Here is a 13,417-nt window from a genome sequence, read left to right on the forward strand (position 1 = left end):
CTTGAGAATTGCTTCCACATGGCACATAATAAGGACAGGAGGGCAACATGGCACTAACTCATTATCTGACAGCAGCTCCAACCGATCCACCGGTCAGTCGCAGTGGCAACAGGTCACATGCAGGCAGCATTTTTCGCGGCTCCGTCAGGCAGCATCCCTATGATCCCAGAAAACTTATACTGGTACCCTACCCATATAAAAGCAAGGAAGGAATCCTCGAGTTTAACAGGGATGACATTCTGTTCGCTGACAATACGGCGGAGGTTGCCAGCCAGGATGGTGATATACTCACGATCATGGATATTCATGTAAAAAAAGGTTCGCATGCTGTCATGCTTATACCATTCAATGTAGACTGAGCTGCATCTGATTTTTTTTCATTAAATGTGTTGACGAAAAAAGAACTCTACGGTATATTCCCAATCATCGCTCAGGCGATAAGCATTCCCCTGTAGCTCAGCCGGTAGAGCAAGTGGCTGTTAACCACTGGGTCGGCAGTTCGAGTCTGTCCGGGGGAGCTGGCGTCAGGATCATTCATTGATCCTGACGCTTTTTTTTATTCTACTCTCGGCAGATCCGACTCCGATCTGTCAAAATCCACGCAATAATCCAGACCGAAAATCTGATGTCGACCGATGTAATCCGCCCCGGGTTTTTCAAGATCTCCCAGAAAAGCATAATAAAGCTGAAGCAATTGGTGTTGATCCTGATTTAATATGACCTTGGCTGGATATACCATAGATTTTGAAGCGGCAAGCTTCAGAGCCCAGATTTCTGACACAAGCCTCTGTGCAGATTCAATATCTTTACGTAATGTACCTTGATCCCTCATGCAGCTTCCTTTACATTCATTGTACTGTGAGTATATTCAAATCAACAAGCTGGAATCCAGATGATCTGGCTGTTCTGTGTTTTATTCGAGTAGATAATAGAATCCTTCTGATACACAAACTTCGGGGACTCGGCATCGGGAAGATCAATGGTCCCGGGGGAAAGTGCGAGCCTGGTGAACTGCCTGTACACACTGCTATCAGGGAAACCCAGGAGGAAGTGGGACTTACTCCTTCGACCTTAAAGGAGTCCGGTACTCTACGTTTTCATTTTGCAGATGGGTATCAGCTTGAAGGTCGTATTTTTCTGGCAGGTTCATATTCCGGCACGCCGGTAAAAACGGAAGAAGCTGATCCATTCTGGTGTGATGAAACCAGCATTCCTTATGATAAAATGTGGGAGGATGATATTTTATGGCTCCCCTCGGTACTGGCAGGCAGGTATGTCGAAGCCAATTTCTGCTTTGACGGTGATCGCATGTTATCCTCTGATGTCATAGAACTTGGATCTTCTGTTTCCATGGAGCTGAAACAGCTTGCACCGGATATATCCGCAAAGCTGCCGTCACTCTCCGCCGCTGAAACACTGCTGCAGAGGATCCGAAAACATTATTCAAATCTGATGAATCCGAAATCCATGAATAAAGCCAACGATCTCGCTGTATTAACAGCAGATGCAGCATACTTTGGTTTTGCTGAATTTCATAAAAGTCTGAATACATACGCGGCTGGAGATACAGCAATAATTGATCTTCAATTTCTTCGCATAGTTTCTGTTTTGAAAGAACAGATTTATCTTCATACGGTGTTATAATTGGTGTCCTATGGAAAGTATGGATGTAGAAAACCTGTATCGGCGTTACGGACCGATGGTCATACGTAGATGCAGCTCAATTCTGGGTGACGAGGAGTCTGCCTTGGATGCAGCACAGGATGTCTTTTTCCAGGTTTGGAAAAAACGGAATAAACTGGAAGACCGCGGTGTTTCGAGCTTGTTGTATACCATGGCGACAAATACCTGTCTAAATATTCTGAGAAGCAGAAATCGGCGGGGAGGAATTCACAGTGAATTCGATGAAACATTCCATGGATCTGAAAAATCTGTATACCAAAGTGGTAATACAGATTTTGAGGACAGAATACATGCATCTCACTTTATTGAATCACTGTTCGCCAGATATGACGAGAAGACACAATTGATTGCTGTGTACCATTATGTTGACGGCTTTACCCTTGAGGAGACAGCCTCAATGGTAGATATGTCTGTTTCTGGGATACGAAAAAGGCTCAAGAAGCTTCAGAAAGCCGGAATAGAAATGCACGAGGGCGAAGCATGAAAAAACAGGAAAAAAAAATACCGGATCTTATCCGGGAACAACAAGTACTGAACGAACTCTCGCCGGAGCTTTGGAAAAACAGACGAATAATTGATCTTGATTCCAGTGAAAAGCAAGCCCTTCTTGATGATAACGAACGCCTGCTTGGCTTGCTGAGTCCGGAAGAGCTTACTGAAAAACTCAGAAACCGAGATAACCAACAGAATGAAAAAACTGTCAGATTTCGTTCTCATTTTGCACTGCCAGGCCTGCTCGCAGCAGCAGCAGTCTGCCTGGCTCTTGTCGGATATATCCTGAGCGGTCCTTTACAGGACAGATCATCAATACTGACAGATCCATCTGATGAAATTCGGCTCAAAGGTGCGGACAGCCGAATCTACATATATCGACAGGATCAGAATTCATCCCAGGTAACTCTGAACGATGGTGACGAGGTAAGCGCCGGAGATGTTCTTCAGCTCGCATATCGCAGTGCTGTATACGAATATGGCTTGATAGCATCGGTCGATGGCACTGGGCATGTCTCATTACATTATCCCTCGGGAATCTTCGATGTACCGATTCTTAACACGCAGACCCTTGAGTTACTTCCCTATGCCTTTCGCCTGGATTCTGCACCCGATCACGAACAATTTATTTTCATGCTGTCAGACCGTCACTTTCCGATAAACGATGCCGTGCGCTGGATTGAGGAGAATTTAGACGAAAACAGGCTCCTGCCACTGGATAATCCGCTGCCTGAAAATATCCGGAAAATCGAACTTGTGACGCTTTTAAAGGAGCAATAATGAAACGGTCAACTATCAGAACATTAATCATTCTTTTCTGCCTGTGCACGGCTTCAGTTATATACGCTGAATCAGCACCTGTCCGTAGAATAGGTATGTTCGTAGGCGCAAATGATGGCGGGAGTGCACGTGTACGACTCAGATGGGCAGCCAGTGATGCAATGAAAATGGCACAGGTAATGCAGGAATTAGGCAGCATAAATGCTTCAGACATATATTACCTATCTGATCCCACTGCGGCTCAGTTGATACACAGTTTCGCGGAAGCCTCAGAACGAATTCAAAGGGCCTCAGAGAATGCCAGACGCGTCGAGTTTATTTTTTATTACAGCGGCCATTCAGATGACCAGGGCCTGCTTATCGGCGAAGAACGCCTGCATTACTCTTCTCTTAGACGACTCATACAGAATGCAGGGGCTGATGTCGCTGTAGCTATTCTAGACGGTTGTGAGTCTGGTGCATTCACAAGAATCAAGGGTGGAGACCGTATACAGCCATTCCTGCTGGATGAATCCAGCCAGATTAAGGGTTTTGCATTCCTCACCTCCAGCTCAGACAGTGAAGCGAGTCAGGAAAGCGACCGCATTCAGGCATCATTTTTTACTCATTTTGTAGTCTCAGGACTTCGAGGCGCTGCCGATACCACCGGTAACGGAAGAATCAGCCTGAATGAGCTATATCACTATGCATTCCATGAAACACTTGCTATGACAGCCGGCACTGTAGCAGGTCCGCAGCACCCGAGCTATGATATCCAGATATCCGGTACCGGTGATATAATCCTGACAGACATATCACAGCCCGAGAGTCTGCTACTATTCCCCGAGCCAATGATAGGGCGGGTACAGATCAGGAATCAACAAGGCGCATTGGTTTCTGAATTCACCAAAAATATGGGATCTGAACGGAAAATAGCTGTTCCTGCAGGAAGCTACACTGTCAGCATTCACAATCAGGAGAGAGCCTGGCAGACAGCTGTTACACTCAGAAGATCCGAAATTCACACGATACAACAGAACAGACTCAGTCCTATCAGTCTGGAAAGAGCCCGTCTAAGAGGCAATGAATCGCAGCCTGAGTATGGTTTTTCATACAGCATGGGACTTTTTCCTCCTGCAATGGCAAGGTTTTCACTAGGTGTTATACATCCACGCGACAGTAATCTGGCAGTAGCCTTGATTGCCAATCAGGTGCGGAATAACTATGGCATGGCAATAAGCGGCATCTATCACCACACAGAAGAAAACCAATATGGACTTCAGGTGGCAGGAATTGCATCAATCAGCGGATCACGCAGCTATGGCTTGACTGCATCGGGTATTTACAATCAGGCTGGCGATGTAATAGGAATCCAAGCAGCTGCTTTTACCGAAAGCAAAACCGTAAAAGGAGCACAGATCGGCCTGTTCAATCAATCAGGAACTGTCTACGGAACACAGATCGGACTCATAAACGTAGCTGATGATGTCTATGGAATTCCGATTGGTCTTATAAATTATGTACGAAACGGGATCAACGATGTCTCGGTATGGTTCGAAAAGGATGATCAGTTCAAGATCGGTTTCAGAAACGGTACTAGATATCTTTATTCCATTCTGTTCCTTGGTCTGGATCGCGAAACAAACTGGCAGGAACTAGATGCCTTGATCGTGGGAGCTGGATTGGGAGCAAGAATTTATCTTCCGGGACCATTCTTTGTAGATGGAGATATCAATATTGCTAAAACAGCCAGTGGGACAACTGTCGACGAACGGCTCAGCACAATCTTCAGCCTAGACCAATCTCCATTGTTCCCTCTTATGCGTATTACCGGCGGTATACGCTTCGGGCGATTCGGTCTCTATGCCGGCACTGCACTTTACGGAGACCTCAATGACCTTGCCAGACAGTCAGGCTCACGGTATCACAACGCTCAACAAGGCACATCCATCAGCATGCCTTTTGGTGGACTAAGTATTTATCCGCAGTTTCTGACAGGCTTCACCTTCTGAGTTTGCAATTTTCTCTGAAACATAGTTGAATATAGCTTGTGAAAAAGAATAAAAAAGTTCCGTCTGCCAGGGTTATAATCACCTACGGCAGAAGTATGATGGCACTTGTTGCCGCACACTCATTGGGAAAACGTGGGATTGAAGTCATTGGCTGTGATGATGTTGAAATGACCGTAATGGGTTTCTCCAGGTATGTCAGCAAAACTTTTGTCCACGCACCTCTTGATAAAGATCCTGATAGATTTCTAAAGGATCTTGTTGAGAAGGTACAGCGATTCAAACCCGAGGATGACAGACCGTACATTCTCATGCCCATATTCAGGGAAACAGAAATTATTGCCAGAAACAGAGAGCTGTTCGAGCCGTATATAAAAGTAGCTGCTCCTGATTACGCCACAATACAGGCTGTGCATCCCAAGGATAACCTGGCTACGACTGCCGATATGTTAAATATTCATGTTCCGAAAACACTACGGTTCGCCGATCTGGCAGAGCTGAATACTCAGGCTGAATCCCTTGCCTTTCCTCTACTTATTAAACCTACAGATCAGGTAGGCGGCCGGGGAATTATTCGAGTTGAAAACCCCAACCAACTGAAGAGAGAATTCAAGATATCGATGGATTATTACAATCACCCTCCCCTGATTCAGGAAATTGTCGGTGGAGAAGATTATTGCCTGACAGCACTCTATGAACACGGAGTACGCAGAATGAGCATGGCATACAAGAATATTCACCGCTTTCCCGCCGAATCAGGAGCAGGATCTTTTCGAGAAACAGTGACGGACAGTCCATTTGTAGAGATAGCTGATTCTCTTCTGGGCCCTTTGAAGTGGCACGGAATCGTCGAACTGGATCTTCGTTGGGATGGTATAAATACTCCTCATCTCATAGAAATCAATCCCCGTTTCTGGGCAGGACTTTTCCAGTCAGTGACATCTGGTACTGATTTTCCCTATATGCTGTATCACATGACAGCATTCGATGAGGTGCCGGAAGTACAGACCGCTTCAATCGGTCAAAGAACCAAGATTCCAGGACTCTGGCTGATTGGCGCAGTTGGAAGTATCGCTCAGTCAGAAAAAGATTACACCCGTCTGCGCAGTACATGGCAGGAAGTCCAGGCGAAAATTCGAAGCAAGGAAATACGTGAAGGTTTTCAGGTACTACAGGAAATGACAGAGAAGAAAACCGGCCTCAAAAAAACAATCGCAGCCTTGAGAAAACTGGTCAGGGATGGCAGGGAAGCAAAAAATGATATTTTTTTCCGTGATGACCCCTTCATCGTACTGGGCATTCTTTTTATCCTGGCATCCCTTATCAGACATCGTAAACTACCCCCCGAATTCCGGTACCGTTGAATATGATGTCATTTCATGACCGTCCCGTTATCGGTATCACACAGCCTTCAAAGCGATTTAACCCAGCCTATGCTGCTATCTGGGCAGCGGTATTTATAGCTGGTGGACGCCCTATACTTCTTACTCATCGCCACCCTGAACCATTTCCGGAAATTCAGGGTTTGATTCTTGGCGGAGGACGCGATATATTTCCGCCATTCTTTAAACAAAAAATCAAAAGCGATTATCGTTATGATCTGAACCGCGACTCAATGGAAATAACGTACTTTGGATATGCAGAAAATCACAACCTGCCGATACTCGGTATCTGTCGAGGTGCACAACTCATCAATGTAATACGAAATGGCACTCTGCACATGACCGTCCGGGGATTGTTTTCTAAAGCAGATTATCCGGCTAATCCGCTTCGACAGCTTGTCTATCGAAAACGTCTATACACAAGATCAAACAGCAGATTCAGAGAGATAGTCCGATCCGAAAAAATGCGGGTTAACTCTCTCCACTCACAGGCTATTGAGTCGATAGGTACGGATCTACAGGCTGCCGCACATGACACAAACGGGGTAATACAGGCGATTGAAGACAATCGATATCCATTTCTGATCGGAGTACAATATCACCCGGAGTTGCTGTTATACCGAAAAGAGAGCCGTAGATTATTCCGGGCTCTTGTCACCACCGGAAAAATGGTTCGTAGGTATATGCACCCTTGAACGGAGACCATACATAAGCTAAAGTGTCAGATACAATATGAAGCAGTCAAGAATAATGAAGGAACGCATCCGGCGGGTGCGTTTACTTTTCAAGGAATTAGGATACGATCTGGAAGAAGAAGAGTACGACAGCGAAGTATATTCAGCTGGATTTCGAGGAACCTCGCGTCCTGGCGGTGTAATTTACATCGATCGTCACTGCAGATTTGTTGAAATTGCATACAGTTATCTGTTTTCCATACATCTATCCGGATTTTTGCGAACACAGCTCGCAGTTTTTCAGGACATTTGCTATGAATTCGGTTGTTATTATTTGCTACGGAACGAGGATGATCATATACTTTTTACTGTGCACTCAAAAATTTATTACGCTGGATTGAATTATTTTGCCTTGAAGGAAACCTTGCGGGATTTATCGTCGGCAATTCAGGCACTCGAGGAACAAATGGAAATACTCTTTAATTCCGATGACAGAGGTACATTACATGAAGATACGTAACATTATCGAAGAAAGTGTAATAAAAACGGTAAATGAAATAGTCGAAGAAGATCAGAATACATCTAATCCCCAGTATTCAGCGAGCGAGCAATGCAGAATGGATGCTGCCTGTTATGTGCTCAACCGGATTCCTCCCAGATATATCAGTTCTGCCAGAGGACAGACATATGCTGACAAGGAATCGTATACCAACTTCCAGTTCAATATTGATTTGATGGCGCTCGTGCATGAGGGATTACGGCGTGTAACATCTATCCAGAGGTCTTATTATAGTAACCAGAGTTCAGGGTCTGTTGATGAAACCGGATCCTATTACCAGTTTCCGGTTATAAAGGGTCGAATACTTCACGGTCTTAACTTTGAGCCTGTCAGCGACATAGAAATCCTGATTCTTATTGACGGAAACAGGACGGAGATGATCGACAGTAACTGGCAGAATCCTTTTCCTATTTCAGCTCAAGCAGATGGTACCTACGCATTCTGGCCAAGACCTATTGCAGCAGATTCAGAATCTAAATCTGTTCCACGGATATTCCATTTCCAGCTCCAGATAAAGAATCCTGCATATGAAAACATGCAGCACGCTTTTCAACTGGAAATAGTACCTGAAGAAAAAAATGCAATGGATTTATACAGTACTCCCGATCATCGGATACCGGATCTATATCTGGTTCCAGCTGAGTAATAAAGCATTTCTCGATCAGTGATAATTCCTGACTGTTTTCCAAAATACGCATTGCGACATTTACTTCAGGTATATATCTCACTGTAGACCTGATAGTCATGAATACGCCCTGGAATGCAGATCTCAATAAAATCCAGTGCCTTCCTCATGACAGATTCACCGTGACTCTGATCATTCGACACATAAGCAGCACCGATCTGGCTGAAAAGCAGACTGGTCTGAAGATCTACTTCGGCAACTGAAATCCTGAATTTCCTTGCAAGACGCGCCTTCAGAGAAACCAGTTCTTTTCTCTTGTCCTTGATACTATTTACCTCTGGAAACTCGATTATTACCTGTAACATAGAAACTACCATCATTCCCCTACCTCCGATAGTCATTACCCTGTATACTGGTTTCTGTCATGGGGCATCAAAAAACCAAGCTGATCGTGTGTTTAGTATTAACGACACTTGCACAAATATACAACGCTGCAGGGCTGTATGCACAACAACCGGCAAATATTCTTCAAGCCGGTTTGTTGTTTCCGGAAGATGAGGAAGCTTTCTTCTCCTATGAAATAGAAGACAGCAATGTAGAACTCTTTATCAGCGGTAATTGGCATATCAGCAGTGGTGCGGCATGGGGCTGGCGAACCCAGACAGAGGATTATGGCCCATCATTCCTGACAGGAACACGTCTGCCTGGTTTCTCCCCCAGTCCTCTTGCAAATGATATCTCCATGACAAGCAGCGTGTGGCTCGATAACAAGTATTTCGTTTCTACTTCTTTCACGGATGACCTGGAGTCCAGGAGTCTGATTGCAGGATATAGAGGTGACGAATCGGAACTTCTTCAGCTGCTCAGCTTTGGTTACGGTGATTTTTTTATGCCTGCGTATCCCGGTTTGCCTCAATTCAGCAGCCGCCAGAATACTGGAGGACTACTACTGCATTTAAAAAATGATGACTGGGAAAGTCATAGTCGAATCGGAATGCTCCAGGGAGAATGGCGCGAGCTGTATTATTTCAGCAACAGCAGAGTATTTCCGCAAACAATCGATCTTTTGTACCCATTGCCACCAATAGAGTTTGTCCTGCCGGATATTGTGGATGCAGCAGAAGTCAAAATCTGGATTAAAGATTCGTCTGGTAGTTTTCTGGCAAAGCCAGGCGGCAGCAATCATGATGAGCAGCGCTTCAGACCTGCAGCAGAGGGCATCGACTACCGATTTATATACCATGACCAAAATGAGGTCACAGGAATTATTATATTAAAGAAGGCTGATTTTCTTGTACATTATGAAACAGGATCTGGAAGTATCGGTGACATCGGCCTTGGACAGGATGTTCTGGTTTTTCAAAAGTCCGCTTCATGGTCTTCATCAGAAAACAAGGAATCCCCGGAAACCGGCAATTTCGAATGGGGGGGCACCACCTGGCTGCAATACCTGGATGAACAAGGCTTAAGCGAACGGCAATTCAAGTATGAAATAAGAGAATCAGGACAAAGTAATCCCGGTAAAACCGTACTGCTCATTCATTCACCAGGAAGATTCAGTCCCTTCGGAAGGTATAACCGCTATCCTCTTCCTGATACAGAAGGTTTTGACTCAGGCGAATTAGTCTACGCTGAGCTAAGTCCCGGGCCAGGCCCTGATGATCTTCGCTACAGTATCCAGAGCAACGAACTCCACATTGACTGGTTACGTGCTGACAACACAAGTCCTGCGTGGAGATTTCCGCTATGGTTCACCGGCATACATTCTGTAAAAGCACATGGAATAAGTCCAAAGCTGACAATCCTGCCCAGAAGCCCGGATTCCGGGCAGAGCATGGAAATTCAGCTGCCTTCCGATGCAATTCTGGATACTGTCGAGGTATACATTAGCGGTCTGCGCAGCAATCTCCACCGTATCGATCCGAACGAAGGCAGATTGAACTTCATATCACCTCCCCCGCCGGATTCCTTGATATATATCCGCTACCTTGCAGCAGCAGATCCTGGAAGCCCTTCACTTGATTTCCAGTCAGGTTTTCGAGGCAGATACGGAAAAACTCTGAACTGGGCTGTCTCGAATAAAACCTCAATTCCTCTCGATTTTCAGGGCCAGAGCAGCGGAAACCTGCCGACAATGACTCGCTTCAACAGCAGTATTTCTCAATCACTGCCCGGCCGGAACTGGCAGGTATCCGCATTTGCTGCAGTAACTAGTATGAATGGAAGATCATCACCTTTATTTAACTGGTTCGAAACAGAGCCAATGCGTCCTCCGGTGACTGGATTGCGACCTGCTGCAGCGCCAGGACTGCTGAGCACAAACATGCAGGAATACATAGCTCTGTACCATGAAAACAGAGGGGAATTGCTGTACCGCCTTGATCCTGTATTATTGGGCGACTACGTAGAGTTTCCCAGACTTGATTTGAGCACACTGAAACCGGAAAAATTCAGGAATCAGGATGGCCATCGAACAGGACCTTATGCAGCAGTGCCGATTATTGGTGGGGAAACTGAATCTGAACCGTATTCAATACTGGATTTTTCTCTGGAATCGGGACAATGGGCAGGTGCACAGCTATTTACAGATTCCCTGAAAAATTCCGCAGATATATCTGAAATAACGTTAACAGCCTCACTTATTCTACCTGATGATCTGCCGGCTAGCAGCCTTGAATCACTACAGATAATTCTTCGGATCGGGAAACTTTCGGAGGATGTGGATGGAGATGGAAGGCTCGATAGCGGCACTGCAGGTTTTCCCTTCCTGACTGCAGATGACAGAGTTCTCTATGCAGCATATCACACATCATTAGTGAATGCACAAACCGGTGGTGTTGCCAGCGAAGACTGGAATCGCAATACTATACTTGACTACGGATCACCTCCTGCACAACGCGCTCCTGAACTCAGTTTTGATATCAGCGATCAGATTCTGGCTTCAGCTCACGAAGATACTGACAAGGTAATCCGGCTAAATCTCGAAAAACTTCCACCGGAGGCACGCAGGCAGCTTTCTGAAGCAACCGGAATGCAGATACTAGTGCATTCTGCTACCGCAGAAATTGCCGGGATCCTGGCGTTCGGTAACTGGACTATTCATCGTAGAGCAGTAAGCAGCAATTCACGGGATACCGGAATACAATTAACTGAAGACGGTTTCAGTATAGAATCTGACATATCCCATAGCCAAAATTCACCTCTGGAACTGAGCGGGCGAACAAACAAGATCCCGGTGTATTCCAGGCAGTCTATAGTTATTCCTTTCCGGAATTACGGAAACTATCCAATTGAAGCCGAGATCAGTTTTCTTTCCAACATGGAAATAATCAGCTCACATCAATTTATTCTTGCAGCTGATACTGAATCGTCTGAGGAAATATTTTTTGATCGGTCAGCATTAATAGATTCCTATATTATTCGATTATGGCATCCTGCAGATGGAATCACGGAACCAATCCACATCGAAGTACTGCAGGCTGAAGAGTTCAGGACACACAGAGATTTTTCTGCTGGGGCAAGTGCGAATTTCAGTATGAATTATTCAGGGAGGCAGTTGTTCGGTCCCATCCATTCCCCGCGTACAGCTTTGAGACTTTCGATTGAGGGTGGAAACGAACAAGTCCTGTTTTATGATTCGCTGTTGAGTGGTGGAATCGCTGTTGGATTACTGTTCACCGAAAACTCGATTAATCTATATGGATATAACGACACCTTGCCTCAAATCAGTAATTTAAAGAGCATTCAGGCTTTTCCGTATCAAGGTTCAAGCGCTGCTGTAACCACACCGCTGATTGGTTCAAGAACAGCCAGGTCAGCATCTTCAGCTGGTATACTACCCTCGGGCAGCAATATGTCAGTGTTTCACTCAATAAGCTCTACTGACACCAGTTTTGCTTCACTCGATCAGACTCTGGCAGTCTGGTTCCGTTCCAGCCACAGCGAGTTTCCATTAACGATATATTCCGGAAACGAGGGAAGTTCTTCCGGCAGCAATCGACAGAGGTCTCAGCTGTATGTAGGCCTGGGCAGTACAGGATCACCGCTTATTGCAGCAGAGGCGCAGATACGAAGCAGAGAAAGTCACAGTAGTTCTAATGAACTGCTGACATTCATGCCTTTTCAAAACAATGATTTTACCGAACGAGAACTGCAGTACTTGCTGGAAACAAACAGCCCGGGAAGCATGAATCACAATATCAGGAGCAGTATCACCGCACGACGCTATTCAGCATATATGCTTCAAAGTGAATCAGCACTATTGAACATTTCATATGGAAGCCCCACGATCCTGGATACAGAAATCAGCATGCAATTAGCAGCAGAATCAGGATTCACTTCAAACAAACGTATGGAGATGACACAGTTTGAAGATCCGCTTGAAGCATATGCTGCTGATTCAGTAGAACTTTTTCGATCTCTGCATAAAAATCTTCCGGAAAGCCTGTTTTTTCCATTTTCAGAAACAGAAAACATAGAAGGAAGCATCGATAATCTTTATGACAGCCAAAGTTTCAGACAAAAACATAGTCTGGGGCTCCAGCGCCCTGCATCTGCTGGAATTATTGACCTGTTCCTTCCACAGGGTATAAGTCTGGGAAGTGATCATGAACTGCAGCTGGGGTTGAATGAAAGCAGAATCAAGAGACAATTCTCGGTGCTCTTGCGTAATCGCTCGACTAATCTTTTTGGCGCACTCAGCCACTATGCCTTTTTCCAGTGGTATGAACTCGACGATATCGTCTCGAGCCTGGGGTTAATATATACCTCTCCCGATGAACTCCTGAAATTCCAGCCGGAAGCAACACTAAGACTGAGCAGCCGAAAGGTCTTTGATTTCTCACAAAATCTGCGGCTGAATACTGAAATTCCTCTATCAAACCAAAACACTGCCCAAACGGTTTATAGCAGTCATAGCTTATTCCGTATGTATCACGATCTGGAACTTGAACACAGAATTTTCAGGGACAGTATTCTACAGCATGGTCCCGGTATAAAATTCAGGTATTCACACACAGCGGATCATAGGCAGACTGATTCCAGCTTTGAGTATACTGCAGGAATCAGGGGAGAAAAAATCGAGCTCACCGCAACATTTTCCAGCGCAGACAGAAGAATAAGGTATATTGAAGGCGACAGGTTGTTCACTGATACTGGTGTTTCAGTTCAATTAGCAGGGCGTCTGAACTGGTAAAAAGTATGTATCCAGCAATAGATTTCCAACAGTAAATAGG

12 protein-coding genes and 1 tRNA gene are annotated in these 13,417 nt (G+C 45.3%); 11 read left to right on the forward strand and 2 right to left on the reverse strand.

Going from position 1 to position 13,417, the window contains the following annotated elements:
- Positions 1-47: 47 nt before the first annotated feature.
- Positions 48-359 (forward strand): hypothetical protein, encoded by a 312-nt coding sequence (locus ACYQ2L_RS12645; RefSeq protein WP_460056271.1) that lies wholly within the window; start codon positions 48-50, stop codon positions 357-359.
- A gap of 86 nt (positions 360-445) precedes the next feature.
- Positions 446-518, forward strand: a tRNA-Asn gene (locus ACYQ2L_RS12650).
- A gap of 38 nt (positions 519-556) precedes the next feature.
- Here the strand turns inward: ACYQ2L_RS12650 and ACYQ2L_RS12655 are convergent.
- A complete protein-coding gene (locus ACYQ2L_RS12655; protein WP_460056274.1) occupies positions 557-832 on the reverse strand; it encodes a hypothetical protein in 276 nt (91 codons plus the stop codon).
- A gap of 26 nt (positions 833-858) precedes the next feature.
- Here ACYQ2L_RS12655 and ACYQ2L_RS12660 point away from each other — a divergent pair, with 26 nt between their 5' ends.
- Genes ACYQ2L_RS12660 through ACYQ2L_RS12695 form a run of 8 tightly spaced genes read left to right on the forward strand, consistent with a single transcriptional unit; the run spans position 859 to position 8,204 of the window.
- Positions 859-1,644 (forward strand): 8-oxo-dGTP diphosphatase, encoded by a 786-nt coding sequence (locus ACYQ2L_RS12660; protein WP_460056277.1) that lies wholly within the window; start codon positions 859-861, stop codon positions 1,642-1,644.
- A 10-nt stretch (positions 1,645-1,654) separates the two neighbouring features.
- On the forward strand, positions 1,655-2,167 hold the full coding sequence (locus ACYQ2L_RS12665; RefSeq protein ID WP_460056280.1) for an RNA polymerase sigma factor: 513 nt from the start codon (positions 1,655-1,657) through the stop codon (positions 2,165-2,167).
- Entirely contained in the window at positions 2,164-2,955 is a 792-nt protein-coding gene (locus ACYQ2L_RS12670) for a hypothetical protein (protein ID WP_460056282.1), read from the forward strand. Before ACYQ2L_RS12665 ends, ACYQ2L_RS12670 begins: the two co-directional genes overlap by 4 nt.
- Entirely contained in the window at positions 2,955-4,946 is a 1,992-nt protein-coding gene (locus ACYQ2L_RS12675; protein WP_460056285.1) for a caspase family protein, read from the forward strand. The genes ACYQ2L_RS12670 and ACYQ2L_RS12675 overlap by 1 nt, the downstream gene beginning before the upstream one ends.
- Positions 4,947-4,984: 38 nt before the next feature.
- Entirely contained in the window at positions 4,985-6,307 is a 1,323-nt protein-coding gene (locus ACYQ2L_RS12680) for a carboxylate--amine ligase (RefSeq protein ID WP_460056288.1), read from the forward strand.
- A 2-nt stretch (positions 6,308-6,309) separates the two neighbouring features.
- Positions 6,310-7,020 carry a gamma-glutamyl-gamma-aminobutyrate hydrolase family protein gene (locus ACYQ2L_RS12685; RefSeq protein ID WP_460056290.1) on the forward strand — a complete coding sequence of 237 codons (711 nt, stop codon included), beginning with the start codon at positions 6,310-6,312 and terminating at the stop codon, positions 7,018-7,020.
- Positions 7,021-7,057: 37 nt separating this feature from the next.
- Positions 7,058-7,519 carry a hypothetical protein gene (locus ACYQ2L_RS12690; protein WP_460056293.1) on the forward strand — a complete coding sequence of 154 codons (462 nt, stop codon included), beginning with the start codon at positions 7,058-7,060 and terminating at the stop codon, positions 7,517-7,519.
- Positions 7,506-8,204 (forward strand): late competence development ComFB family protein, encoded by a 699-nt coding sequence (locus ACYQ2L_RS12695; protein ID WP_460056296.1) that lies wholly within the window; start codon positions 7,506-7,508, stop codon positions 8,202-8,204. Before ACYQ2L_RS12690 ends, ACYQ2L_RS12695 begins: the two co-directional genes overlap by 14 nt.
- A gap of 65 nt (positions 8,205-8,269) precedes the next feature.
- On the opposite strand, the gene ACYQ2L_RS12700 is transcribed toward ACYQ2L_RS12695, so the two are convergent.
- Positions 8,270-8,563, reverse strand: a complete 294-nt coding sequence (locus tag ACYQ2L_RS12700) for a DUF503 domain-containing protein (protein WP_460056298.1) — start codon at positions 8,561-8,563, stop codon at positions 8,270-8,272.
- A gap of 44 nt (positions 8,564-8,607) precedes the next feature.
- Between ACYQ2L_RS12700 and ACYQ2L_RS12705 the strand changes: the two genes are divergently transcribed.
- Positions 8,608-13,377, forward strand: coding sequence for a hypothetical protein (locus ACYQ2L_RS12705; RefSeq protein ID WP_460056301.1), 4,770 nt, complete (start codon positions 8,608-8,610; stop codon positions 13,375-13,377).
- The last annotated feature ends 40 nt before the right edge of the window (positions 13,378-13,417 follow it).

The sequence above is a fragment of the Spirochaeta dissipatitropha genome, assembly GCF_054657935.1.